The 25,375-nt window shown below is 64.8% G+C and carries 23 protein-coding genes and 1 tRNA gene; 16 read left to right on the top strand and 8 right to left on the bottom strand.

The window, feature by feature from the left end:
• The first annotated feature begins 114 nt into the window (after positions 1 to 114).
• From ACUXH0_RS02060 to ACUXH0_RS02075, 4 genes are read left to right on the top strand one after another with little or no spacing between them, the layout of a single operon-like run.
• Entirely contained in the window at positions 115 to 996 is an 882-nt protein-coding gene (locus ACUXH0_RS02060) for a branched-chain amino acid ABC transporter permease (RefSeq protein WP_182593547.1), read from the top strand.
• Between the two features lie 10 nt (positions 997 to 1,006).
• Positions 1,007 to 1,915: a branched-chain amino acid ABC transporter permease gene (locus ACUXH0_RS02065; protein ID WP_182593546.1), complete on the top strand. Its 909-nt coding sequence runs from the start codon at positions 1,007 to 1,009 to the stop codon at positions 1,913 to 1,915.
• 7 nt (positions 1,916 to 1,922) lie between these two features.
• The gene (locus ACUXH0_RS02070) at positions 1,923 to 2,720 is read left to right on the top strand and encodes an ABC transporter ATP-binding protein (protein ID WP_028866888.1); all 798 of its coding nucleotides are present in this window, start codon (positions 1,923 to 1,925) and stop codon (positions 2,718 to 2,720) included.
• A complete protein-coding gene (locus tag ACUXH0_RS02075) occupies positions 2,717 to 3,451 on the top strand; it encodes an ABC transporter ATP-binding protein (RefSeq protein ID WP_009240223.1) in 735 nt (244 codons plus the stop codon). The genes ACUXH0_RS02070 and ACUXH0_RS02075 overlap by 4 nt, the downstream gene beginning before the upstream one ends.
• Before the next feature lie 108 nt (positions 3,452 to 3,559).
• Here ACUXH0_RS02075 and ACUXH0_RS02080 read toward each other — a convergent pair whose 3' ends face one another.
• On the bottom strand, positions 3,560 to 4,432 hold the full coding sequence (locus ACUXH0_RS02080; RefSeq protein WP_182593655.1) for a LysR family transcriptional regulator: 873 nt from the start codon (positions 4,430 to 4,432) through the stop codon (positions 3,560 to 3,562).
• Positions 4,433 to 4,637: 205 nt separating this feature from the next.
• Here ACUXH0_RS02080 and ACUXH0_RS02085 point away from each other — a divergent pair, with 205 nt between their 5' ends.
• The 3 genes from ACUXH0_RS02085 to ACUXH0_RS02095 all read left to right on the top strand — a co-directional run bounded on the left by ACUXH0_RS02085 (position 4,638) and on the right by ACUXH0_RS02095 (position 7,537).
• On the top strand, positions 4,638 to 5,636 hold the full coding sequence (locus ACUXH0_RS02085; RefSeq protein WP_182593545.1) for a quinone oxidoreductase family protein: 999 nt from the start codon (positions 4,638 to 4,640) through the stop codon (positions 5,634 to 5,636).
• Positions 5,637 to 5,763: 127 nt separating this feature from the next.
• Complete coding sequence (locus tag ACUXH0_RS02090; protein ID WP_004632378.1) at positions 5,764 to 6,081, top strand: YciI family protein; 318 nt, start codon at positions 5,764 to 5,766, stop codon at positions 6,079 to 6,081.
• Between the two features lie 52 nt (positions 6,082 to 6,133).
• Positions 6,134 to 7,537: a ClcB-like voltage-gated chloride channel protein gene (locus tag ACUXH0_RS02095; RefSeq protein ID WP_024974437.1), complete on the top strand. Its 1,404-nt coding sequence runs from the start codon at positions 6,134 to 6,136 to the stop codon at positions 7,535 to 7,537.
• A gap of 116 nt (positions 7,538 to 7,653) precedes the next feature.
• Here ACUXH0_RS02095 and ACUXH0_RS02100 read toward each other — a convergent pair whose 3' ends face one another.
• The 3 genes from ACUXH0_RS02100 to ACUXH0_RS02110 form a co-directional block, all read right to left on the bottom strand.
• Complete coding sequence (locus ACUXH0_RS02100) at positions 7,654 to 7,800, bottom strand: hypothetical protein (protein WP_004632373.1); 147 nt, start codon at positions 7,798 to 7,800, stop codon at positions 7,654 to 7,656.
• 123 nt (positions 7,801 to 7,923) lie between these two features.
• Positions 7,924 to 10,452 carry a PEP/pyruvate-binding domain-containing protein gene (locus ACUXH0_RS02105; RefSeq protein ID WP_182593544.1) on the bottom strand — a complete coding sequence of 843 codons (2,529 nt, stop codon included), beginning with the start codon at positions 10,450 to 10,452 and terminating at the stop codon, positions 7,924 to 7,926.
• The gene (locus ACUXH0_RS02110) at positions 10,452 to 11,081 is read right to left on the bottom strand and encodes a TetR/AcrR family transcriptional regulator (protein ID WP_024974439.1); all 630 of its coding nucleotides are present in this window, start codon (positions 11,079 to 11,081) and stop codon (positions 10,452 to 10,454) included. The genes ACUXH0_RS02105 and ACUXH0_RS02110 overlap by 1 nt, the downstream gene beginning before the upstream one ends.
• A gap of 119 nt (positions 11,082 to 11,200) precedes the next feature.
• Here ACUXH0_RS02110 and pip point away from each other — a divergent pair, with 119 nt between their 5' ends.
• The 4 genes from pip to ACUXH0_RS02130 all read left to right on the top strand — a co-directional run bounded on the left by pip (position 11,201) and on the right by ACUXH0_RS02130 (position 14,994).
• Positions 11,201 to 12,154 (top strand): prolyl aminopeptidase, encoded by a 954-nt coding sequence (gene pip, locus ACUXH0_RS02115; protein WP_028866918.1) that lies wholly within the window; start codon positions 11,201 to 11,203, stop codon positions 12,152 to 12,154.
• Between the two features lie 3 nt (positions 12,155 to 12,157).
• Entirely contained in the window at positions 12,158 to 13,063 is a 906-nt protein-coding gene (locus ACUXH0_RS02120; RefSeq protein ID WP_182593543.1) for a LysR family transcriptional regulator, read from the top strand.
• 103 nt (positions 13,064 to 13,166) lie between these two features.
• A complete protein-coding gene (locus ACUXH0_RS02125; protein WP_028866920.1) occupies positions 13,167 to 13,835 on the top strand; it encodes an HAD-IA family hydrolase in 669 nt (222 codons plus the stop codon).
• A 10-nt stretch (positions 13,836 to 13,845) separates the two neighbouring features.
• On the top strand, positions 13,846 to 14,994 hold the full coding sequence (locus ACUXH0_RS02130) for a DSD1 family PLP-dependent enzyme (protein WP_024974442.1): 1,149 nt from the start codon (positions 13,846 to 13,848) through the stop codon (positions 14,992 to 14,994).
• Between the two features lie 358 nt (positions 14,995 to 15,352).
• Here ACUXH0_RS02130 and ACUXH0_RS02135 read toward each other — a convergent pair.
• Positions 15,353 to 15,437, bottom strand: a tRNA-Leu gene (locus ACUXH0_RS02135).
• A gap of 173 nt (positions 15,438 to 15,610) precedes the next feature.
• Between ACUXH0_RS02135 and blaOXA the strand changes: the two genes are divergently transcribed.
• A complete protein-coding gene (gene blaOXA, locus ACUXH0_RS02140; protein WP_182593542.1) occupies positions 15,611 to 16,435 on the top strand; it encodes an OXA-22 family class D beta-lactamase in 825 nt (274 codons plus the stop codon).
• A 75-nt stretch (positions 16,436 to 16,510) separates the two neighbouring features.
• Here blaOXA and ACUXH0_RS02145 read toward each other — a convergent pair whose 3' ends face one another.
• The gene (locus ACUXH0_RS02145) at positions 16,511 to 16,960 is read right to left on the bottom strand and encodes a hypothetical protein (protein WP_037042897.1); all 450 of its coding nucleotides are present in this window, start codon (positions 16,958 to 16,960) and stop codon (positions 16,511 to 16,513) included.
• 926 nt (positions 16,961 to 17,886) lie between these two features.
• On the opposite strand from ACUXH0_RS02145, the gene ACUXH0_RS02150 reads away from it, so the two are divergent.
• Positions 17,887 to 18,066 (top strand): DUF3311 domain-containing protein, encoded by a 180-nt coding sequence (locus ACUXH0_RS02150; RefSeq protein ID WP_004632354.1) that lies wholly within the window; start codon positions 17,887 to 17,889, stop codon positions 18,064 to 18,066.
• Positions 18,066 to 19,574 carry a monocarboxylate uptake permease MctP gene (gene mctP, locus ACUXH0_RS02155; RefSeq protein ID WP_004632352.1) on the top strand — a complete coding sequence of 503 codons (1,509 nt, stop codon included), beginning with the start codon at positions 18,066 to 18,068 and terminating at the stop codon, positions 19,572 to 19,574. Before ACUXH0_RS02150 ends, mctP begins: the two co-directional genes overlap by 1 nt.
• Positions 19,575 to 19,655: 81 nt before the next feature.
• Here mctP and ACUXH0_RS02160 read toward each other — a convergent pair whose 3' ends face one another.
• Positions 19,656 to 20,777 (bottom strand): sensor histidine kinase, encoded by a 1,122-nt coding sequence (locus ACUXH0_RS02160; protein ID WP_182593541.1) that lies wholly within the window; start codon positions 20,775 to 20,777, stop codon positions 19,656 to 19,658.
• A gap of 265 nt (positions 20,778 to 21,042) precedes the next feature.
• On the opposite strand from ACUXH0_RS02160, the gene ACUXH0_RS02165 reads away from it, so the two are divergent.
• Positions 21,043 to 23,430, top strand: coding sequence for a hybrid sensor histidine kinase/response regulator (locus tag ACUXH0_RS02165; protein WP_182593540.1), 2,388 nt, complete (start codon positions 21,043 to 21,045; stop codon positions 23,428 to 23,430).
• Between the two features lie 256 nt (positions 23,431 to 23,686).
• On the opposite strand, the gene ACUXH0_RS02170 is transcribed toward ACUXH0_RS02165, so the two are convergent.
• Entirely contained in the window at positions 23,687 to 24,277 is a 591-nt protein-coding gene (locus ACUXH0_RS02170) for a flavodoxin family protein (RefSeq protein WP_027693584.1), read from the bottom strand.
• Positions 24,278 to 24,395: 118 nt separating this feature from the next.
• On the opposite strand from ACUXH0_RS02170, the gene ACUXH0_RS02175 reads away from it, so the two are divergent.
• Positions 24,396 to 25,301: a LysR family transcriptional regulator gene (locus ACUXH0_RS02175; protein WP_004632344.1), complete on the top strand. Its 906-nt coding sequence runs from the start codon at positions 24,396 to 24,398 to the stop codon at positions 25,299 to 25,301.
• Positions 25,302 to 25,375 lie beyond the last annotated feature (74 nt).

Raw genomic sequence — 25,375 nt, forward strand, 5'->3', positions numbered from 1 at the left:
AAACCCTTTGAACGAGACAGGCGGGGCGTAGCTAAACCTACGCCCCATCGTTTTTTTTGTGGCTGCCTGGTGACTGCTTTGGTCTCGTCCGGCCGCACCTCACTCTGATTCATCATGCTGGAACAGCAACTCGTCAATGCGCTGTCGCTCGGCTGCGTGTATGCGTTGTTCGCCCTGGGATTCACGCTGGTTTTCGGCATCCTGGGCGTGATCAACCTGTCGCACGGCGCGGTCTTCATGCTCGGTGCCTATGCGGCGCTGCAGGTCGTTCTCCACTTCGAACTGCCGCTGTGGGCGGCGCTGGCCGTCGGCTTTGTCGTGAGCGGTGTGGCCGGTCTCATCATCGACATCCTGCTGCTGCGCCCGCTGCGCCGCCGCAACGCGCCGCACCTGATTCCGATGATCGCCACCATTGGCGCGGGCATCGCCATCAACAACGCCATGCAAGGTGTGTTCGGGGCGGAGAACCTGCGCTTCCCGGCCGGGCTCGTGTCGGATGCCTCGCTGGACCTGGGCGGCATCCACCTCACGCCGCTGGAGCTGGGCATCATCGTGCTGTCGTTCGCGCTGATGGCGGCGCTCATGCTGCTGCTCAAGCGCACGCAACTCGGCCGCGCGCTGCGGGCGATTGCGGAGTCGCCCAAGGCCGCGGCGCTGCTCGGCATCAATGTCGAAGGGCTGTTCCTGCTGACCTCGTTTGCGGCGGCCGCGCTGGGCGGGTTGTCGGGCGTGCTGATCGGCCTGTACTCCAACGCCGTGTTCCCGCTGATGGGCCAGCCGATGCTGCACAAGGGCATCGCGGTCATCATCCTGGGCGGCCTGGGCGACATTCGCGGTGCGATGCTCGGCGGGCTGTTCCTCGGGTTTGCCGAGGTGCTGTCGGTGGCCTACATCGGCTCGACCATGCGCGACGCGGTGGCGTTCGGTCTGCTGTTCCTGATCCTGCTGGTGCGGCCGCAAGGGCTGTTCGGCAAGGTGCTGGAACGCAAGGCATAAGGAGACCGACATGGAATGGTTCGACAACTTCTGGTCGGTCTACAGCAACCTGGTGCTCACGCTGGGTATCAATGCTTTGCTGGCGCTGTCCATTTACCTCACGCTGTCGTGCGGCCTGCTGGCGATGGCGAACGCGGCTTTCATGGGCATCGGCGCGTACACCTCCGCACTGCTGACGATGAATGCCGAGATGCCGTTCTCGGTCGCGCTGCTGGGCGGCATGGCGGCACCGGCCGTGGTGGCCGTCGTCATCGGCCGGCCGACGCTGCGTCTTTCGGGCGTCTATCTGGCCATGGCCACGCTTGGTTTCGGCGAAGTCGTGCGCGTGCTGATCCTGAATACCGAGAACTGGACCGGCGGCGCGCTGGGCCTGAACGGCATTCCTCAATTGACCCAGTGGTGGCATGTGGCGGTGGCCGTGTTGGCCACGCTGTTCGTGCTGGCGCGCATGCGCCGCTCGAAGGTCGGCCGCGCATTCGAGGCCATCAAGGAAGACGAAACCGCTGCGGGCCTCATGGGCATCAACGTGTCGGGCGCCAAGCTGCTGGCGTTTACGCTGGGCGCGGCCATTGCCGGGCTGGCGGGCGCACTCAACGCGCACCTGACGTTCTTCATCGGCCCGAACGAATTCGGCTTCGACCGCGGCGTGGAAATTCTCACGATGACGATTTTGGGCGGCACCAACGGCCTGACGGGCCCGGTGCTCGGCAGCCTGATCCTGTCGCTGCTGCCGGAGTTGTTGCGTGCGTTCAAGGATTTCCGACTGGTCATCAACGGCTTGATCCTGATGGTGATCGTGCTGTTCCTGCCCAAGGGCATCTGGGACCCGGCGCGTTTCGCGCGCTGGTTTGGCGTGAAGCGCGGCGGCACCATGCCTGGCACGGGCGCCACCCCGGCTGCTTCCAATGAATCGCACTGAGGCCGCCATGCTCAAACTCACATCCATTTCCAAGCGCTTTGGCGGCCTGTCGGTCTTGCAGGACGTCAACATTGACGTGCCGCAAGGCAGCATCTTCGGCTTGATCGGCCCGAACGGCGCCGGCAAGACGACGGTGTTCAATCTGATCACCGGCCTGCTCGCACCCACGGGCGGGGCGCTCACGTTCAATGGCGAGAACCTGGTCGGCAGAAAGCCGCACCAGATCACGCAGATGGGCATCGCACGCACGTTCCAGAACATCCGCATCTTCAAGGAGATGACGCTGCTGGAGAATGTCGTGGTGGGCATGCACCGGCATCTCGACTACGGTGCGCCGGGCCTGCTGCTCTCGCTGCCAAAGTACCGCGCGGCCGAGCGGCGCGCGCGCGACCGTGCGCTGGAGCTGCTCTCGTGGGTCAAGCTCGACCACAAGGCGCATGACATTGCCGACAACCTCTCGTACGGCGACCAGCGCAAGCTTGAACTCGCGCGGGCCTTGGCCACCGAGCCCAAGCTGCTGCTGCTCGACGAGCCCGTCGCCGGCATGAATACCGGCGAGAAGGTCGACCTGATGGCCGAGATCGAAAACATCAAGGCGCGTGGCTACACGATCTTCATGATCGAGCACGACATGCGTTTCGTGATGGGCCTGTGCGAGCGCATTGCCGTGCTGAACTTCGGCCGCATCATCGCAGAGGGGCCGCCAGAGGCGATCCGCAACGACCCGCAAGTCATCGAGGCGTATCTGGGCCGCGATGACGACGATGAAGCGACCGGCGATGCCGCGCAGAAGGAGACGGCATGACCACGTTGCTGGAAGTGAAAGGGCTGGATGTGTCGTACGGGCACATCGCAGCCGTCAAGGGCATCGACTTTGCGCTCAAGGCGGGCGAGATCACCTCGCTGGTCGGTGCAAACGGGGCGGGCAAATCGACCACGCTGCTGGCGCTCTCGGGCCTGATTCCGAAGTCGCAGGGCAACGTGCGCGGCCAGATCCTGTTCGAAGGCGAAGACGTCACGCAGTGGTCGGCCCACAAGCGTGTGGAGCGCGGCATCGTGCAGGTGGCAGAAGGGCGGGCCACGCTCACCACCATGACCGTGCGCGAAAACCTGGAGCTGGGCGCCTATACACGAAACGCGCGCAAGGACCGCGGCCAGATCGCCTCCGACCTGGAGCGCGTGTTCCACCTGTTCCCGCGCCTGAAGGAACGCATCGACGGCTTGGCGGGCAACCTGTCGGGCGGCGAGCAGCAGATGCTGGCCATCGGCCGCGCGCTGATGGCTCGCCCGCGCGTGCTGCTGCTGGATGAACCGTCGATGGGCCTCGCGCCGATCATCGTGCAGGAGATCTTCCGCATCCTGCGCACCATCAATGCCGAGGGCCTGACGATTTTCCTGGTCGAGCAGAACGTGCGCCAGGCGCTGAAGATCGCGCAACACGGCTACGTATTGGAAACCGGCGAGATCGTGCTGGCCGACAGCGGCAAAAACCTGCTGGGCAATCCGCGCGTGCTCGAAGCCTACCTGGGCGGCTGAGTGTTCCGAACGCGCCTCGGCATGCAATATTGCCGAGGCGTAAGAACCGTATATCCATTGGGTTTGCGGTTCTTTTTCACCCGAAAGCGTACCCGTTTCTGCGTACGCTCAAAACCCCGTCAACACGTGTCGCTGTGCGTCGAACAACGCGATCAACGCGTCGGCCACAGCCCGCACGCGCGGTGATCGTCGAACGTCGGGGTGGATCACCAACCAGATTTCTCGATGCAGCGCGGGGTCGTCGACGGGCAATCGACGCAAAAGCGTACCCGTTTCTGCGGGCGCGCCGAGCAGGTGCGGGAGCGCGGCGACACCCAGTCCGGCCAACGCTGCCTGGTGCATTGCTGCCAGATCACTGCAGCGCAAGACCACGCGACGTTCGCCTGCGTAGTTGTCCAGCCAGCGCTGCTGCGGCACGTGGCGCAGGTTGTCGTCGTAGCCGATGAATTCCCATTCGGATTCGGGGCGTGCGAGCACTTCTGCGGTGGCGTACAGACCATAGCCGAGGTCGCCCAATGGCCGTGTCGCTAGGGCAGACGACGTCGGGCGCGACAAGCGCACCGCCAAGTCAGCTTCGTGCGCCATCAGGTTGGCGTTGCGCTTTTCACCCAGCAGCACGAGGTCGATGCCAGGCCATTGCCGGCGCAGGGTCGCCAGGTTTGGCGCGATGATATGGCTGGCCACCGTGGGCGGCGCGGAGATACGCACCGTCCCGCGCAAGCTACCGGCCCCGGCGGCTGCACGCGCAAAGCCGGCGGCTTCCTGCTCCATGCGTTCAGCGCGCTCGGCCAGCGCGTTGCCTTCGGCGGTCAAACGCCAGCCGCGCGGCAGGCGGTCGAACAGGCGCACGCCCAACGATTGCTCCAAGGCATCGGCACGCCGCGCCACCGTGGTGTGTTCCACCGCCAGCCGCCGTGCTGCGGCTGACAAGCTGCCTTCGCGCGCCAGCACGAGAAAGTAGCGCACGTCATCCCACTGCAAGGAAGAAGAAGGTTCGGCCGCTGCCGCACGCGCAAGCGCACGCACTTTCTTCGGCCGGTCTGAGCTTTTTTGCACAGAAGATGGTCAGTTTTTGTGAATTCCCGGGTGATTCTGAACGGATTACGCTTGTTTTACAACGTGACGAACGTAGTACCCGTCATCGATGAATCCCAAAAGCGTACCCATTTCTGCGAGGACATTTGCTATGCATGCCAAGGTGATCCAACTCCGCGAACCAGGACCGGCATTGGGTTTGCGGCCCGCCAGCCTGATGTTGCCGCCGCCCGCACCAAACGCGTTGACGGTGCGGCACACCGCCATCGGCGTGAACTTTGTCGATGTGTATCACCGTGCCGGGTTGTATCCGGTGCCGGCATTTCCGGCGGTGCTCGGTGTTGAGGGCGTTGGCGTGGTGGAAGCCGTGGGTACGGATGTACGCGGCTTTGTGGTTGGCCAGCGCGTGGCCTGGGCCGGCCTGATGGATGGCGCGCCCGGCGGCTACACCAGCCACCGCAACATCCCGGCCGAACGCGCGATTGCCTTACCCGATGCGCTGGATGACGAAACCGTGGCCGCCACGTTGGTGCGCGGCATCACCGCACACATGCTGCTGACGCGGGTACGGCAGGTGAGCGCCGGCGATACGGTGCTTGTGCACGCGGCAGCCGGCGGTCTGGGCGTATTGCTGGTGCAGTGGGCCAAGCGCCAGGGTGCGCACGTGATCGGCACGGTTGGCAGCGAAGCCAAGGCCGCCGTCGCCATTGGGCACGGTGCGGACCACGTCGTGCTGTATCGCCAGCAAGATGTGCGCGACGCCGTGCTGCAACTCACTGGTGGAGAAGGCGTCGACTACGTGATCGACGGCGTTGGCGGCGCGATGCTGCCGGCCTCGTTGGCGGTGACGCGGCCGTTCGGGATGGTGGCTAGCATCGGTCAGGCGGGCGATGTCGGCAACGCGCAAACGAACGTCGTCGATCTCGCGGCGCTTGGGCCCGCGCGCTCCATTGCGCTGGCGCGGCCAGGCGTGTTCCGTTACATGGCCGATCTGTCGAACTACCGGACGGGGGCACAGGCAGCATTGCAGCGCATGCTCGATGGCGTGCGCGTGCCGGTGGGCGGTACCTATGCACTCGAAGATGCGGCCGCCGCGCACACCGCGCTGGAGGCCGGGCAGACCTCGGGTGCGTTGCTCCTACGCCCTTGAGAACCCTGCGCGGCGCAGGGTTTCCATGCAAAGCGTACCCATTTCTGCGGGACGCTCGGCGTTGTTGTTTCACGTTGCCGGGTCTCGTGTTTCGAAGGTGTCACCTCATCCGATAAGGAGCCATCGCATGCTGTACCTGATTCTTTTCAACTACACCGCACCGCTCAAAGCACTCGACCGCGTGCTGCCTGCGCACCGCGCGCATCTCGATGCCCACTATGCGAGCGGCCACTTCCTGATGTCGGGGCCGTTCTTCCCGCGTGAGGGCGGCGGCATCCTGGCGCGTGCCGGTTCTCGCGAAGAGATCGACGCCATCCTCGCGCGCGACCCTTTCGTGATCGAAAACCTCGTGCAGGCGCGCGTCATTGCCTGGGACCCGAATCGTCGCAGCGCAGACGTACCGCAGGCGTGGTTGCCAGACGCCGTGGTTGCGACATCGACCTAAAACCGGTGCGGCGCCGCCGCTATCATGTCGATCCGTCCTGATGTGAATCGACATGACCGACACGCCGCCGCCTCAACCGGATATGCCGCGCCAGCCATGGTGGCGGCGCGCGATTGCCCGACTGCCCTTCGGTCGCGAGCATCTGGTGTTCGTGATTGCCGGCGTGATCGGCTGCGCGGGCGCCTTGTCGACGATCCTGTTTCGCGAGTGCCTGCGTCATCTGCAATGGTGGTTCTCGGGTACGGACCAAGGATTGGTGGCTACGGCGCGGGCGCTGCCTTGGTGGGCGCGCCTGCTGGTGCCGACCGTGGGTGGACTGCTGGCAGGCATCACCTTGCAGGTGGGCCTCAAGTGGATCCCGCGCAAAGGCGCTGAAGACTATATGGAGGCCATTGCGGTGGGCGATGGCGTGCTCAGCGCGCGGCAGAGTTTGGTACGCAGTGCGTCGTCGTTGTGCTCGGTGGCCAGCGGCGCGTCGATCGGGCGCGAAGGGCCGATGGTGCAACTGGCAGCAATGTGCGGCTCGCTGGTCGGCCGCGTGCTGCGGCACTGGACGCCCGTACCAGTCGAGCAATTGCGTCTGCTGGTGGCATGCGGCGCGGCTGCTGGCATCACCTCTGCTTACAACGCGCCCATCTCGGGCGCCGTGTTCGTCTGCGAAATCGTGTTCGGGGTCATCACCACGGCGACGCTGGGGCCGCTGCTGGTGGCGGCGGTCACCGCCGACATCGTGGTGCGCCAATTCTTCGGCTATGGGGCCGTCTACGAGATGCCGCACTTCGATTTCGTTTCCGGCTGGGAAGTGCTGACGTATCTGGGCCTGGGTCTGGCGGCGGGGATGGTGGGACCACTGCTGCTGGGTTTGATTGACCGCGCGCGCGACGCGTTTGCACAGACCAAGCTGCCGCTCACGCTGCAATTGGCCGCTGGCGGATTGATTGTCGGTGCGTTGTCCACGGGCGTGCCCGAGGTCTGGGGCAACGGCTACAGTGTGGTCAATGCCTTTCTGCACGAACCTTGGCTGTGGCAGACGGTGGCGCTGGTGCTGATCTGCAAGGTGGTGGCGACGGCGTCGAGCGCGGGCTCGGGTGCAGTGGGTGGTGTATTCACGCCCACCCTCTTCTGTGGCGCGGCGCTGGGGTTGCTTTACGGCACGGGCATGCACGCGCTGCTGCCGGATGCGGCGCCGGTGCCCGTCAGCTACGCGGTGGTCGGCATGGGGGCACTGCTGGCCGCCACCACGCATGCACCGCTCATGTCGATCCTGATGATCTTCGAGATGACGCTGTCCTACCAGGTGGTGCTGCCGCTCATGTTGGCCTGCATTACCGGCTATGTGACGGCACATGCAGCGGGTGCGCCGTCGGTGTATGCGCGCGCGCTGGCGCGCAATCGTCAGGACGCAGGAGACGACGCCCAGCACCTTCCAGCGCCATCAGACGGCACGCAGAAATAGGTACGCTTTGCCGGTTGGGGCTGCGCCCTCGAAATCTTTCGGGATGGCAAGCTTGCCGTGTCAGCGCCACACCGGAGACGGCGCGACGCAACAAATGCCGGAACCGTCGGTTCGGCTTAGCGACCCGAACGGCGATACAACTCGGCCATCATGCCGCAGCTTTCCACGTGCAGCGCGACGGCGCGGCTGGCTTCACGGCGCACGATTTGCCAGAAACGGGCGAAACGCGAGGCGGGAGCGGCTTTGAGAGCGACGGTGTTCATGGCGATTCCTTCTGAAGACTGATTTAGGGATAACCCCAATAGGGAATACCCGAATGTTAGTCCGAATATTGCGCCGCAGCAATTTGGATTCGCCAGTGTCGCCTCATCACCACATTGGGGTGGCTAACCCGCCACTCTGCTGACCGTGCCGGGGTTGCCATCCACGCGGATGGTCTCGCCGTCTTTCAACTGGGCCCGGATGCCGGGCACGTTCACCACCGCCGGAATCCCGAACTCGCGCGCCACGATGGCACCATGCGACAGGTAGCCGCCGGTCTCCATGACCAGTGCGCCGGCCTTCAAGAAGAGCGGCGTCCACGCGGGGTCGGTACTGGGCGCGACCAGGATGTCGCCGGCTTGCAGCGCCGTGCCGGCGGCAGCGTGGTCGACCAGCCGTGCCAGCCCCTGTGCCGAGCCTGCGCCGACGGCTGTGCCGCTCCAGGCGTCTGCGGCCAGGGCGATCGGCACAGTGGCCGCGACCGGCACCTCCCCATGTTCGGCGATGATGTCCGGCTCCTGCGCAGCAGCCCAATCGTTCAATTGCCGGCGGCGTTCACGCGCACGCTGGGCCGCAAAGCGCAGCGGCAATGCGCCGGTGCCTGCAGCCACGCATTCGTCCAGTGTCAGGTTGAAGATGTCTTCCGGCGCATCGAGTCCATCCTTGCCGACCAACCTGTCCGCCAGCTTCAGCAGGCCGATGCGCAGCGCTTCCAGATACGCCACGAGCGCGCTGCGCGCGGCCTCCCGCTGATTGCTGTCACGCACGGCACCCTTGAGCATGCCCCGCACGATCGGCCGCACCCAGCACGGCAGACGTTCCCACGCTCGCTCAGACGCCGTCTGCTGCCTTTGCCGCCCCGCCCTGGCATCGGTGCCGATCAGGCCGACCACGAGGTCGAGCAAGTAGTCCGGTTGCTCGCGCCAGCGCGGGTGGCGGAAGTAGCTCTCTTCAATGGCGCGGTGGCCATAGCGCTCCACGAACGTACTGAAGTGCAGGCGGAACGGGCTGCGCGCCGGCAGTTGCTGCGTCCACTGCGTGCCGATGCGTCTGTCGCCGCGAAGCCAGGCGAGCGCTTCGGTATCGGTGGCGACCGTTTGTGCCAGCGCCATCAGGTCATGGCTCTGCTGTGCGGTGACGCTGGGTTCTGTGCCGGCCATGAGCGCGGCGGCCAGCGCGTGGCCCTCGCCGGGGCACTGTTTTTCGATCACGTCGACCAGCCCCGAAACGGCGCCGCCCGCCGAGCCCTGCAGGAAGAACAGGCTGTCTGCGCGGCGCACAATGTTGAAGCGCTCGCGCAGGCAGGTGGCCAGCTCGGCGGTCGCTTCCGGCCACGCGTCTTCACGCCATTGCGCGGCTTGCTTGCGGGCCCGGTTCAGATCGCTCTGCGCATGGCGGCGCGCAGCGCCTGCTCTCAATAGATATCGCACGAGCCGTGCGCCTCGCGCCAGCCGCTGCGCCCACGTGGTGCGGGGCAGCGCAATCTCGGGCTGCGTGCCGCCCAGCATGCGGTTGATGGCATCGGGCGCAATGCCGAACGCGTCAAACGCCTCCCACTGCATCAACGAAACATCCAGGTACACGTGGCCGCCGAAGAGCCTGGCGCGCTCCAGGCCCGGCAGTAGCGAGTAGCCCGCAAGCGAGTACGCCAGCGTCAGCATCCGGTTGGCCGCGTGGCCATAGAGCGCCCAGTCGATGGGCGACAGCGGCGAAGGGAACACCTCGCGCGTGTTGCCGCGCGTCCAGAACGTCGGCTGGGTCTGCAGGGCGGGGTAGGTGCAGCGGGCGGCCGTGGTGATCGGGCGCGCCTGCACGCTCCAGAAGCGCTGTCCGTCCCAGACCCATTCGATGTCGTAGCGGGGCTGGGCAAAGTCGAGCGCGCGGGCCGTGTCGCGTGCAACCGTGGCCAAGGCGATGAGCTGCGCGTCGTCCAGCACGGCACGGCGGGCGTCTTCGGTCGCGGTGTCGGCGAGTGCCGTGCCGCCTTCGGCCAGCGCGCGCGTCACGCGGCGCTTGGTGCCGATCTGGCGTTCGATCACGCGCAGCGTGTCGTCTTGCGGCGCCACTTCCAGCCGGTCGACGTCGCCATCGGCGTGGCCGCCCACCAGCGCTTCGCCCAGGCCCCAGTGCGCGTTGATGACGATGTGGTCATCGCGGCCGGTCAGCGGGTCGCCTGTGAACGCGATGCCTGCGGCCACCGCCGGCAACATCGGCATGATGACCACGGCCATCGCCAGGTCGGCGGTGTCGATGCCAAAGCGCTCGCGGTATGCCAACGCTTGCGGTGCGTGCGCCGAGTCCCACACGGCGCGTACCGCTTCTGCCAGCGCCTGCGCGCCGATGACGTTCAGGCGTGTTTCGTGGATGCCCGCGAACGAGCGTTGCGCGGAATCCTCCTGCGGCGCGGACGAGCGCACGGCCAGTGGCGCGTTCTGCCAGCCGCGCGCCGTCAGCGCTTCGGTGATGGCAGCCAGCACGGCGTCGGGCACGCCATCTCCGCGACTGCGCCCGCGGCTGGCATCTGCCACCAGCACAAAACCATCGGGCACCGGCACGCCGAGCATCGCCATCCGTCCAAGCTGCCAGCCTTTGCCGCCGGCCACTGCGGCGCCGGCCGCCGCCGCAGCCGGCCAATCGAGCACGAGCGTGTTCATCACGCCTCCTTGCGCGCCACGCCGTGCAGGAACAGATCGATGACCGCGGAGAAGCCCGCGTGCAGGTCGATGTCCGGACGCGCAAGCCAGCGCATCAGCGCACCGAGGTACAAGTACTCGAACAGCCCCGCGAGGTGCTCCGCATCGAGCCGCGTGTCGAGTTCGCCCGAGTGCTGCGCTGTGTCAATGAGTGCCATGAACACCGCTTCGAGCCCGCTGCGCTTGTCTGCGTCACGGTCGCGGGCAGCCAGGTCGGCGCTGGCAAAGCGGTAGCGGAAATACGCGGCCAGATAGGGCCGGCGCACGTTGCACCAGTCGGCCGAGGCGGACAGCAGCACCGCCAGGCGCGAGGCGAAATCCGGCTGTGCCTCGATCTGCCCACGCAATTGCGCGCCGCCTGCCGCCAGCTCGGCGTGGAACTGGTGCGCCAGCAGGGCTTCCTTGACTGGAAAGTGGTTGTACAGCGTGCCCTTGGACACATCGGCCTGCGCGGCAATCTGCTCCATCGTCACGGCGTCGTAACCGTGCTGCTCGAACAGGGAAAAGGCCGTGGCCGCCAGGTGGTCCAGCGTCTGGATGCGCTTGCGTTCGCGGCGGCCGGCTTCGATGGGGGACGGACTGGACGACATGGTGGGCTCGCTATTATTAAACGAGGTGCAATTTTATACGTCGTTCAAAAATATGTGCAAGCGGGAACCCGTCTGTAGAATCAGCCCATTCCCACGGCAACCTCTCGACAGGACCGACCATGTCTGCACTGCGCACGCTGTATCCGCCCATCGAACCGTATGAAACCGGCATGCTCGACGTGGGCGATGGCCACACGATCTACTACGAGCGCGTCGGCACGCCCGGCGCCAAGCCGGCGGTGTTCCTGCACGGCGGGCCGGGCGGCGGGGTTTCGGCAGACCACCGCCGCGTGTTCGATCCGGCACGCTACGACGTGATGCTGTTCGACCAGCGCGGCTGCGGGCGGTCAACGCCGCACGCGGGCCTGGAGGCGAACACCACTTGGCACCTTGTGGCCGATATCGAACGACTGCGCGCCATCGCCGGTGCGGACCGTTGGCTTGTCTTCGGCGGCTCGTGGGGCTCGACGTTGGCGCTCGCTTACGCGCAGAAGTCTCCGCAGCATGTGAGCGAACTGGTGCTGCGAGGCATCTACACCGTCACGCAGGCCGAGCTGCGCTGGTACTACCAGTACGGCGTGTCGGAGATGTTCCCCGAGAAATGGGCACGCTTTCAGGCACCGATTCCGGAGGCCGAGCGCGGCGACATGATTGCGGCCTATCGCAAAGTGCTGACCGGCAACGACACCGCCAAGCAGATCGAAGCTGCCCGCGCGTGGAGTGTGTGGGAAGGCGAGACCATCACACTGTTGCCCGACCCCGCCAACAGCGCCAAGCACGCCGACGACCATTTCGCGCTGGCTTTCGCGCGGCTGGAGAACCACTACTTTACGCACCAGTGCTGGCTGGAAGAGGGCCAGTTGCTGCGCGAGGCGCACAGGCTGGCAGGTATTCCCGGCGTGATCGTGCATGGACGCTACGACATGCCGTGCCCTGCGCGCTATGCGTATGCGCTGCATCAGGCGTGGCCGGATTCGGACTTCCACCTGATCGAAGGTGCCGGCCATGCGTGGTCCGAACCGGGCATCCTCGATCAGCTGCTGGCCGCAACGGACCGCTTTGCCGGCAAGTAACCCATGACGGATTCCGCCGACCTGCGCTTCCTGCTCGCCATCCGGGACAACGGCAGCCTGGTGGCGACGGCGCGGGCGCTGGACCTGACGCCATCGGCCGTGTCGCAGCGCCTGCAGCAGCTGGAGAAGAAGCTGGGCACACGGCTGATCGACCGCACCGCGCGCAGCCTGCGCTTTACGCAAGAGGGCGCGCTGCTGTGCGAGCGTGGAGCAGAGCTGATCCGCCAGCTCGATGCACTGTCGGAGGATTTGCACACGCGCCGGGGCGGCCTCGTGGGCACGCTCAAGGTGAATGCGCCGCTGGGGTTTGGGCGGCGCTACGTGGCGCCCATCATTGCGGATTTCCAGCAGCAGCATCCTGATGTCGACATCGAACTGGCGCTGTCCGATGCACCCCTTGTCGAGGCGGCGGACCGCTTTGATGTGGTGGTGCATATCGGCGCATTGCAGGTGTCGAATCTGGTCGGCCGTGCGATTGCGCCGAACGCACGCTTTGTCTGCGCGTCGCCCGCGTTTGTGAAGCGCTTCGGCCTGCCGGAAACGCCCGATGACCTTGCCGCGCTGCCTTGCATCGTGCTGCGCGAGAACAAGGAAGATGTGTCGCTCTGGCACTTCAGCAAGGGCCGCACGAGCCGCAGCGTGCGCGTGCCCAGGGCGCTCATCTGCAACGACGGCGATGTCATCCGCCAGTGGGCATGCGAGGGGCGCGGCGTGATTCTGCGCTCGGAATGGGATGTCGCCGACGACCTGCGCGCAAGCCGACTCGTGCGATTGCTGCCCGGCTGGAAGGCGCCGGACGCCAACGTGATCGCGCTCACGCACAACCGCGCGGGGTTGCCGCAACGCACGCGTCACTTCATGCAGGCGCTGCAAAGCCGTTTCAAGCCGCAGCCGCCGTGGCGCGCGTGATGTAGTGATACTGAATCTTAGATTCAAGCCAGCTTCACCAAAAGCCGGTGCGGGGTACCTACAATCGGCTGCACCGATCCCTACCGATTTGCAGGTGACCAGCGTGAACGTTTCCACCGCCTCCACCGTTTCTCCCGACACCGGCTATCCCAAGGCCATCCTGTTCGATCTCCTGACCGCGTTGCTCGATTCGTGGTCGCTCTGGAACCGCGCTGCCGGCTCCGCACAGGCAGGCCGCACGTGGCGCGCCGAGTATCTGCGGCTGACGTACGGCTGCGGCACGTACGTTCCTTATGAAGCGATGGTGCGGCAGGCCGCGCAGAACGTCGGCTTGCCGGCTTCCGCGCCCGAAGCGCTGGAAGCGAACTGGTTGCAGCTCGCACCGTGGAGTGGCGCTGCGCAAGCGCTGGCCCAGCTCCAGCCGCGCTGCAAGCTGGCCGTGGTCACCAACTGCTCGGAACGGCTGGGCCGGCAAGCCGCCGCGCTGTTGCCGATCACGTGGGATGTCGTCATCACGGCCGAGCAGGCGGGCGTGTACAAGCCCGACCCGAAGCCGTATCGCATGGCCCTCGAGCAACTTGGCGTAGACGCGGCCGACGCGGCATTTGTGGCGGGCTCCAGCTACGACATGTTCGGCACGGCGACCGTCGGCCTGCGCACGTATTGGCACAACCGGATCGGCCTGACGCCCGTGGAGGGCGCCCAGTTGCCGGAGATCACCTCGCCCACACTGGACGACCTGCTGCCTTGGGCCCGCCGTTTTGCCGCATGAGGATGCAGCCATGACCACCGACACACACGTGATTGACACCATCGACACGCCCGCAGCGTTGATCGACCTGCCGCGCATGCAGCACAACATCGCCCGCATGCAGCACCGCATGAACGCGCTGGGCGTGAAATTCCGCCCGCATGTGAAGACCACCAAGTGCCTCGACGTCGTGCGCGCACAGGTGGCGGCGGGCGCGCAGGGCATCACCGTATCGACGTTGAAGGAGGCCGAGGCCTTCTTTGCCGCCGGTATCAAGGACATCCTGTACGCCGTGGGCATTGTCGCCACCAAGCTGCCGCGTGCGATGGCGCTGCGCAAGCGTGGCTGCGATCTCAAGCTCGTGGTTGACAACGCCGAGGCCGCCCATGCGGTCGTCGACTACGCCCGCACACACGGCGAGCGCTGCGAAGTGTGGATCGAAGTCGATACCGATGGGCACCGCTCCGGCATCACGCCCGAGCAGGACGCGCTGCTGGAAGTCGGCCGCATCCTGAAAGACGGCGGCATCGACGTGGGCGGCGTGATGACGCACGCCGGCTCCAGCTACGATCTGAACGACCGCGCCGCGCTGGCTGCACTGGCCGAGCAGGAGCGCGCCGGTTGCGTGCGCGCGGCGCAGCGCTTGCGGGATGTTGGCGTGCCGTGTGCGGCGGTGAGCGTGGGCTCGACGCCCACCGCGTTGGCCACCGAACACCTCGAAGGTGTGACGGAGGTGCGTGCCGGCGTCTACGTATTCTTCGATCTCGTCATGCACAACGTGGGCGTGTGCGCGATGGACGAGATCGCACTGAGCGTGCTGACCACCGTGATCGGCCATCAGCCCGACAAAGGCTGGGTGATTGTCGACGCCGGATGGATGGCGATGAGCCGAGACCGCGGCACCGCCAAGCAGTCTCATGACTTTGGCTACGGGCAGCCGTGCACGCTCGACGGTACGCCGCTCGAAGGGCTCACGCTGATCGGCGCGAACCAGGAGCACGGCATTCTGGCGGCCAGCGATGGCTCGGCGCGTGAAGACCTCTTGGCACGCTTTCCTGTCGGCGCGAAGTTGCGTGTGCTGCCGAACCATGCGTGCGCCACGGGGGCGCAGTTCCCGGAGTACCAGGCGGTGTCGTCGCGGGGTGTGGTGCAGACGTGGGCGCGGTTCCACGGCTGGTGACCCGTCCGCACGGTGTGTCAATAACGCAAGCAGCGCCCATTACGGCGTCAGGTTGGCACGGCCAGGAAGGCTTGATGTATTCGGCGTTTGGTGACGACACCCCACGCAATCGTCGCTGCCGGGGGTGTTGTCGCGCTGTCGATGGCGGCGTTCTGAGCGGCGCTGCCGAATCGGAGCGGGGGCTGATCGCGCAAACCTGTCGATACATTGGCGGGAGCGGTGCCGTGGCTTTGCTGGCGATTCGCTGGTGCGGGGCGCAACCGCTTCGTCGCGCTGTATCCATCCGGACAACAAAAAACCCGCAAGGCTCATCGCCACGCGGGTTTTTTGTCGCCCCTGAACTGCTTGGGACTGTGTCTGGTGCCCAGGAGAGGACTCGAACCTCCACGGAGTTACCCGCTAGTACCTGAAACTAGTGCGTCTACCAATTCCGCCACCTGGGCTAGGTGAGCGGCGCATTTTACCGACCGCCGAAAAATTTGCAAGCCCCTCTTTTCTGGTTGGCAGTTGCGCCCGCGTTACAGCCGTTACGCGTGTGGCGGTCTGCAGGACGGCAACCTCGCTGCTACGCTGCCGCGCAGTTCTCTGCATTCCCCCAACATGAGGTTGATCGATAATGAAACGCTGCCACGCCGCCATCGGCGCCCTGCTTGCCGCGCTTGCAACCTTTGCCCGCGCCGAGCACCCGATCTGCACGATCGTGGCCGATGCCGCCACGGGCAAGGCCGTCTTGCACGAAGGCAAGTGCGACGAGCGCGTGACGCCCGCTTCCACGTTCAAGCTCGCGCTGGCCGTCATGGGCTTCGACCACGGCTTCCTCAAAGACGAGCACACCCCGGTTGAGTACTTCAAGCGCGGAGACCCCGACTGGGGCGGCGACGCCTGGCACCAGCCCATCGACCCGGCGCTGTGGCTCAAGTATTCGGTGGTCTGGTATTCGCAGCGCATTACGCATGCGATGGGCGCGCAGACCTTCCAGGCGTACGTGCGCAAGCTCGGCTACGGCAACATGGATGTGAGCGGCGATCCAGGCAAGAACAACGGTATGGACCGCTCGTGGATCACCTCGTCACTGAAGATTTCGCCGGAGGAGCAGGTCGGCTTTATGCGCAGGATCGTCAACCGGCAGTTGTCGGTGTCTGCGCGCACCTACGAGATGGTCGACCGTACCGTGCAGACCTGGCAGGTGCCAGGCGGCTGGGCGGTGCAGGGCAAGACGGGCACTGCCGGCCCTGCGCCGGGCAACACGTCGCCCGATGGCACGTGGGACCAGGCGCACGCTTACGGCTGGTTTGTCGGCTGGGCCAGGAAGGGCGACAAGACGTACGTGTTTGCCAACCTGATCCAGGACGATAAGGTTGAGCCGACGTCGGGCGGCATCCGCTCGCGCGATGCGCTGCTTGCCCGCCTGCCGGAAATGCTGGCCTTTGCCGGGCACTGATCGACGGCGTCATGCGTGACGGTGTTCGGCCTCGCTGCGCACCGTCGCCTCATCCACGCCCAGGCGCTGATGCAACTACTGCCAGCCCTTGGGCGTGACCAGCACCGCGCGTGAATCGCGTGCGCGCAGCATCCAGCCGACATCGCACAGCCGACGCAGGAACTGCACCCCGAGCGGTCCCGCCACGTGATGCGTGCGCTCGATCCAGTCCAGGCATTGCCGCGCCAGCCCCCGCCGTGTCGGGCGAATGGCGCGCACGTCGAGCCCCACATCGCCAAACCACGTGACGCCGGCGGGCGTGATCTCGTAGTGCTTGTCGGGCATCGACAGCAGATGGCCGCGTGATTGCAGCGCCTGCGTGACGGCCACGCCCACTTGCCCCGCAAGGTGGTCGTAGCAGCAGCGGCAGAAGCCGAGTTCGCGCGCCTTTGGGCTGGGTGTGGCGCGCCGCACGGCCGCTGCGGGGGTGATGGCCGTGAGGTGTTCCAGCGCCCCTGAGCGCTTTGCAATGTCCCCAGCGTTCACGACGGATTGCCGCAGACGAGGCCATCGGATGCACCGCCCAAAAAAAACCCGGCGAGGGGATTGCCGGGCTAAGTGGGATGTGAATGCGCACGATGGAACTACCTTACAAGTATTTTTTCAATCAGATTGAAAAAAAAATTCAAAACACCACACTTTTTTGAGTGTTTGCTCTAAAGAAACGGGTGCTTGAATAGATCCGTGTCCGGGTTTTTCCTTATGACCACGCCATTTGCGGGTTGCGGGCAAACGATTTCCTTTAGATGGAATACATACAAAAATCGCGGCCTAGAGACTAAAGAAAGGCGGGAAAAAAGCGAATAAAAAATCATTGATTGGTTTAATTCAATTTTGATAATTTAATCAAATCAATTCTGTCTTTAATTATTGATTCGATCGGATCGGTTGGCGTGAGGAGTCCCTCGGCACGCAGACCTTTGCACGAGCAGGCAATTGCATTTGCCGAATTTCGGGGCGCGTTTGCCCCCCCCGGAATTCGCAACGCGGCAGCGCTGCACCCGGCAGAAACCCTGGGCACGCCAGGGCTTATGCTGCGTCACAACAATCAACGGGGAGCCACTGCGGCTCCCCGTTGTGCTTGGTGCCATGCGGCACCGTGGTGGCCAGCGAGTTTTGCTCACGCATTCGGCGGCTGTCTGTCATGACAGGAATTCGTGAAAACCCTAGGAAACCCGCGCCCACCTTAGCGATTGGTTATTTCACGCGAAAAGTCTACGCTTACTACGTAGTACTACGTGTGGCTGCTGCGTACAGGTGCGGATGGTCTTCCAGAAGGCGCGCGATCACAGTGCGCCGGATAACAACAAAGGCGGAAAGCAATCCGTCAGACATCCGTCTGGTCACGCATCGGGCGTGGCACCTCACCTGTTCAAAACAACATCCGAAGTCCCCGAACCAGGAGACAACCCATGAAGTTCTTGCTCGCACTGCCTTTCATCGGCCTGCTGTGGGTGCCGTTCTACAACCAGGAAACGCCCGCGCTCTTCGGCTTTCCGTTCTTCTACTGGTACCAGTTCCTCTGGGTGCCGATCACCTCGCTGCTGATCTGGATCGTCTTCAAGAACGGCCAGAGCAAAGGAGAAGAATGATGGACGGACATATCAACTGGACTGCACTGGCGGTCTTCATCTTTTTCTTCGCGCTGGTCACGGTGCTGGGTTTCATCGCCTCGCGCTGGCAGCGCGGCAACTCCGACAAGGGCGCCCACATTGAAGAGTGGGGCCTGGGCGGCCGCAACTTCGGCACCTGGATCACGTGGTTCCTGGTGGGCGGCGATTTCTATACCGCCTACACCGTCATCGCCGTGCCGGCACTCGTGTATGCCGTGGGCGCGTACGGCTTCTTCGCGCTGCCGTACACGATCCTGGTGTACCCGATCGTCTTCCTGATCATGCCCAAGCTGTGGAAGGTGGCGCACGCCAACGGCCACGTCACGGCGGCCGATGCCGTGTACGGCCGCTACGGCTCGCGCTCGCTGGAGTTTGCGGTGGCGCTCACGGGCGTGGTGGCGACGATGCCCTACATCGCCCTGCAGCTCATCGGCATGGAAGTCGTGATCAAGGCGCTGGGCTTGACGGGCGAGCTGCCGCTGGCGGCCGCCTTCGTCATCCTGGCGCTGTACACGTACTCCGCTGGCCTGCGGGCGCCTGCGCTCATCGCCTTCGTCAAAGACATCATGATCTACATCGTGGTGCTGGTGGCGGTGGTGCTGGTGCCGGCCAAGCTCGGTGGCTACGGTGCGGTGTTTGCGAGCGCGCACGATGCGTTTGCCATCAAGGGCGGTGCTACGGGTCTGACGCTCAAGCCTGCGCAGTTCCTGCCGTTCGCCACGCTGGCGATTGGCTCGGCGCTGGCGGCGTTCATGTATCCGCATACGCTCACGGGCATCTTTGCCGCGCGCAGTGCAGACACGATCCGCAAGAACGCCGTCTTCCTGCCGGCCTACACGGTGCTGCTGGGCCTGATTGCGCTGCTGGGCTTCATGGCCTACGCCGCGGGCATCAAGGTCACCAACAACAACGACGTGGTGCCCGCGCTGTTCAACGCGCTGTTCCCGAGCTGGTTCACGGGCTTTGCGTTCTCGGCCATCGCCATTGGTGCGCTGGTGCCGGCGGCGGTCATGTCGATTGGTGCGGCCAACTTGTTCACCCGCAACTTCTGGAAGCCCTACGTGGCGCCGGACCTCTCGCACGCCGGTGAGGAAAAGGTTGCCAAGGTGATCTCGCTCATCGTCAAGGCGGGCGCGCTGGTGTTCATTCTGTTCCTGCCGACCAAGTTCGCGCTGGACCTGCAACTGCTGGGCGGCGTGTGGATCGTGCAGACGTTCCCGTCGGTGGTGTTCGGTCTGTTCAACATCTCGAACCGCTTCCGCGCACCGGCGCTGCTGGCCGGCTGGGCGGCGGGCATGATCGGTGGCAGCTGGCTGGCCTTCTCCGACGGCATCAAGCCCGTGCACACCTTTGTGATTGGCGGCGACAAGTACACCATCTACACCGGCCTGGCAGCACTGGCCTTCAACATCATTGTGGCGGTGGTGGTGCAGTTGCTGATGGGCAAGCGTGGGGAGGAAGCCGCTGCGCTGCGTCAGGCGGGCTGATCGACGCTGCGATTCGCCCAAAGAAGAGAAAGGGCCGGTACCTCAGGGTGCCGGCTTTTTTTTGCACGGCGACCGACAAGGTCAAGCAGCCACCGAAAAGGGAATCCGCACAGTGAAGGTCGTGCCGTGTTCCGACGATTGCACATCGATCGTCCCGCGATGCGCCTCCACAATGCAGCGGCAGATATACAGGCCAAGCCCGATGCCGGCGGCGCTCCCGCTGTGGTCCGGCCGTGTTGCGCGGGTCAGCGGATCGAACAGGGTTGGAAAAGCGGAGGGCGGTATGGGGTTGCCCTCGTTCGAAACGGCAATCGTCATCTGCCCGTCGCGCCCGGCGGCTTCGATGGCGACCCGCCCCGACCCGTAGCGCACCGCGTTGGCCAATAGATTGACCAGCAACTGGCCGATCTGGCTGCCGTCCCACTTGCCACGCAGTTCGCCCGCCAGGCGCAGGTCGATCTTCGCGTCGGGGTACGACGCGCACACTTCGTCGATGGCGTCGCTGCACAGTCGCCCCATATCCTGCGTGCTGAAACTCGTGGGCAGGAAATCGCCCAGGCGTGTGCGTGTGAAAACAAGAAGGTCGTCGATCATCTGCTGCACGCGCATCGCACCGCGCTGGATGAATGCGACCGCCCGAACGGTGCGCGAAGACAGGCCATCGTCGTGCAGCAGCGTTTCTGCGGACGCCAGGATCGCGCCGAGCGGCGAACGCAGGTCATGGGCAAGCACGCCGGCAAACAGGTCGCGCATGCGTTCGGTTTGCTGGGCATGCTGGCGCACCGATTCTGCAAGCATCTGGTCGATGGCCTCGTTGAACCGGATCATCTCCTGCAACGCCAGGGCGTGAGCCTGCGGATCTTGCTGCCACCGGCGCAGCACGCTGGCGCGCAACGCGCGGTATTCCGCCACCAGATCGTTGATGTCGAACCCGTGCGAGAGGCGGTCGTCGGCGTGCTCGTGGGCGGCTTCATTGAAGCCCGATTCCGAAGGTGCGCGGTCGCCCCACGATTTGGCGTGCTGTTGTGCAGACGTCTGCCCCTCGCGCATATCGGCAGCAATTCGCCGGAGAAGGTCGCGCGCCGAGTTGCGCAGCTGTTGATCGGAGAGACGGGAGCGGCCGCCATCGAGCTTGCGCGCGTATTCCGTCCAGTCGTCGATGAGGCCCGGGAGGTTTGCCTCGATGAAGTCGGATAGGTTCATGGGTTTCCTTGATGGTGGCGAAAGCCATGGTCGGGAAGCCGTCTCGTGCGCCGCGCCGCTGTCATCCCGATTGTTGCGGGAACGGCCAATGCTGCGCTTGTGGCTACAAGGTATGCAAACTGCGTTCCTCTGGCCAGACAGACCGGTTCGATGGAGTGGCGTTTCAGTCGCCCATCGCGCCGGTTTCGGTAAAGATGCGGGCGCGGTCCACTCATTGCTATGCGCTCCCGACACGCCTGCGGTTGCGCGCTGATCTGCCAATTCAATGAATCACGATCTCTTGTCTTCTGAGTCCGGTTTTGCGTGGCTGCGGTTGTGGGCCGAATCCACCTCGGATTTTTCCATCTTCGCGCTATCGCGCCCCGGCGTTGTCGCCACGTGGAACCCTGGCGGCGAACGGATGCAGGGCTATCGGCCGGACGAGATTATTGGTCAGCCACTCGCCCTTTTGTATCCGCCGGAGAGCCGGGCCTTGGGTGCGCCCGAAGCCGCGCTGCATGCTGCCGCCCAGACAGGGCGGCACGTCGAGGAGGGATGGCGCATCCGCAAGGACGGCACGCCCTTTTGGGCGAACGTCGCCATGACGGCGCTGCGCGACGGCAACAACGCGTTGATCGGGTTCGGTACCGTGATCAGCGACATGAGCGACAAGAAGGCCGCTCACGACGCTGTGCTCAAAAGCGAGCGGAATTTTCGGCTGCTGGTTCAGGGCGTGACGGACTACGCCATCTTCATGCTGTCGACCGACGGGCACATCACGAGCTGGAATGCCGGGGCACGACGCATCAAGGGCTATACCGAGGCCGAGATTATCGGTTCGCATTTTTCGCGTTTCTATACGCCCGAGGATGTTGCGGCCGGCGTGCCGTTCCGGGGCCTGGAGACGGCCCGGCGCGACGGGCGATTCGAAGCCGAAGGCTGGCGCGTACGGTGCGACGGAAGCCGCTTCTTCGCGCACGTCATCATCGATGCCATCTACGAAGACGGCGAACTGGTCGGCTTTGCAAAGGTCACGCGCGACATCACGGAACGACGACGCGCAGGCGAGCAGCTTGAGCAGACGCAAAGAGCGCTGTTCCAGGCTCAGAAGATGGAAGCACTGGGCAAGCTCACGGGCGGCGTTGCGCATGATTTCAACAACGTGTTGCAGGTGCTGCGGGGCAACCTCGAACTGCTCGAAAACCGGCATGGGCGCGATGCCTGGAGCGCCGAGCGGCTGAATAACGCCATCGATGCCGTCGACCGGGGTGCAAAGCTTGCCGCCCAGTTGCTGGCCTTCGGTCGCCAGCAGCCGCTTGCACCCGTTGTGATCAACCCTGCACGTCAACTGCGCGCCATGGACGATCTGCTGCGGCGCGCGCTGGGCGAGGCGATCGAGATCGAATCGGTGGTCGCGGGCGGACTGTGGAATACCGCGGTCGATCCGCATCAGCTGGAAAACGTCATCCTGAATCTGGCGATCAACGCGCGGGATGCGATGCCGGAAGGCGGCAAGCTCACGCTCGAACTCTCCAACGCCACGCTCGACGACGGCTATGTATCAGCGCTGCCCGATGTGCCGGCCGGGCAGTACGTCATGCTGGCCGTGACGGACACCGGCACGGGCATGAGCCCGGAAGTCATGGAGCGCGCCTTCGATCCGTTCTTCAGCACCAAGCGCGAAGGCGAGGGCACGGGCCTGGGGCTCAGCATGGCCTACGGTTTCGTCAAACAGAGCGGCGGCCATATTCGCCTCTACAGCGAGGTCGGAGAGGGCACGACGGTGCGCGTCTATCTGCCCCGCTCCACCGGTACGGCGGTCGAGCCCGCACGCGTCAAGGCTGGAGCGCTCAAGCACGGCAACGAGACGATCCTCGTTGTGGAAGACGACGCAAAGGTTCGCGAGACCGTCGTCGATCTGCTGAGCGGCCTCGGCTATGCCGTGCTCAAGGCCAACAATGCAGAGCAGGCGCTGGCCGTGGTCGAGAGCGGTGTGCATATCGACCTGCTCTTCACCGACGTAGTCATGCCGGGTGCCCTGCGCAGTACGGAGATGGTGCAGAGAGCAGTTCAGACACTGCCCGCGCTGAAGGTGCTTTACACCTCCGGCTACACGCAGAACGCCATCGTGCACGGTGGGCGGCTCGATCCGGGCGTCGAGCTGCTGAGCAAGCCGTACAGCCGCCAGCAGCTCGCCTTCAAGATTCGCCAGGTGCTCGGAAGCGACGCGGTGCAAGCGAGCGGACCCGAGGAAGGCGACACGCCGCCCGATCTCGACACGGGCGCGGTGTGGGAGCCGGCGCGCTTGCGCATCCTCGTGGTGGAGGACGACGCTTCATTGCGTGGCGCGGTGTGCGAGCTGTTGATGCTGATCGGGATCACGCCCCAGCAGGCGGCCAGCGGCGCGCAGGCGCTCGAAGCCCTGCAGGCGGAGGCGTTCGACGTTCTGTTTACGGACCTGATCATGCCGGACATGTCGGGGATTAAACTCGCGCAGCACGCGTTTGCGCTGCATCCGGAACTGCGGGTCGTCTTTGCCTCCGGCAACCCCATTCCCAACCACGATCGCTTTGCGTTCAGGTGGACGGCGCTTCGCAAGCCTTACACGCTCGATCAGTTGCAGCACGCCCTGCAATCGATGATGGCGCGACAGCGGGCGGCCACCGACACCTAGCCGAGCGTGGAGGTTTGAGGGCGGCATTCGGGCCTCAAGGGCCCGTGTTCCGCCGTGGGAGGCTCACGCACGGCACCCAAACTGTGCAATGCCGCTGTCTTCGCTCGAAAATCTCGACCTCCGAGAGTCGTGCGCCAGGGTCAGACTGCCGAGCGCGAGCCTCCAACCGTGGCGATCGACTGACTGAGGCTGGAGTGAGGCTCTCCGAGGTCGAAAATTTGAAGCTCGAAGTGGCGGCAGGTCCGCTTCGATCATTTCAACGTGCCTGAGCCCGCCCCGCGCGAAGCTGCGCTGCAACCTTCGCCACACGTGCGCCATAGCGGCGTGCGGTTTCCAAGTCTCCTGGCGACATTTCTTCCGGCGACGCATCGGCGGGCGTTTGCGCCATCGGCGCGATGTACGATCCCATGCGGTTCAGGTCGTCGCGCTTGGAGGCCTTTACGTTCGCAGGCTTGATATCCATGCTGACCCAGATGCCGCCGTGCTGCCCCGTGAGCAGAACGAAGTATTCGAGCGTGTTGAGCTTGTCGCCATTGATGCTGGCGCTGTTGGTAAAGCCGCCGAAGACCTTGTTCTGCCACGCGCCTTCAAACCAGGGCTTTGACGATGCGTCTGCAAATTTCTTGAATTGCCAGCTGGGTCCGCCCATGTAGGTGGGCGAGCCGAACAGGATGGCGTCGGCTCGGGCAAGCGTGGCCCAGGCGTCTTCGGCGATATTGCCCTCGGCGTCGATGGCGACGAGGTCCGCGCCGGCGCCTTCGGCAACAGCGCTTGCCATGCGGGCGGTGTGCCCGTAGCCGGAGTGATAGACGACGGCCGTTTTTGCTTGGGTGGTGATTTCAGTCATGGTGGCTTCCTGTCGTGAACGTGGTCCGCTGTGGACGACATGGGAGGCCACTTTAGCGAGCAGCGACGGCGTGATAAATGACGCCAATTTGAACGTTCTGTTCTTCCCCGGGTGAACAATGCAAAACCTCGACGCACTGTTGATCTTTGCCCGTGTGGCCGAAATGACGAGCTTTACGCGCGCGGCGGAAAGCCTCGGCATCCAGAAGGGACGCGTCTCAACGGTGATCCGCACGCTCGAACGGGATGTGGGTGTCGCGCTCCTGCATCGGACCACGCGCAGTGTGCAGCTGACTGAAGACGGCCGCGAATTCTATGCGCGCGCCCGCGACCTGCTGGCCGAAGCGCAGGAATTGCAATCGATGTTCCTGGCGAACGGCGGGCCGTTACGCGGCCGGCTGCGCGTCGATCTGCCGACCGAGTTGGCGCGCAGTGTCGTGGTTCCAGCGTTGCCGCAGCTGATGGCGGCGCACCCGGAGCTGCAACTGGAGCTTTCCAGCACGGACCGGCGCGTCGATCTCGTCCAGGAAGGCTTCGACTGCGTGATCCGGTTCGGGCCGATCACCGATGAAACCATGATTGCGCGGCCGCTCGGCAAGCTGCGCATGACCAATGCGGCAAGCCCCGCGTATCTGGCACGGTATGGCGTCCCGCATACGCTCCAAGACTTGCTCAGCCAGGGACATCAGATGGTGCATTACACGCTCACGCTTGGCGCCAGGCACGCGGGGTGGCAATACCCCGATGGCGATGGTTATGCGTGGCTTCCGTTGCCCGCCGCCATGCAGGTCAACAGCGTGCAGACGTATCACGCCGCCGGGCTCGCGGGCATTGGGTTGATCCAGGCGGGATACACCGCGCTCGCGCCACATATCGAGAGCGGTGCTCTGGTGGAAGTGCTGCCCGATCTGCGCCCTGAGCCGCTGCCTGCGTCGTTTGTCGTGGCCCATCGGCGCAACCTGTCGCCGCGCGTCCGGGTCTTCATGGCCTGGATCGAAGGGCTGTTGAAGCCCTATCTTGACTGAGTGCCGCTGGGGCGGCGCCATCATCCTTCTCTTGCGCAACATCAAGGGCGGGCCGCGTGGGGAGACCTTCCGGT

This window comes from Ralstonia sp. 110700041-2 (assembly GCF_056280165.1).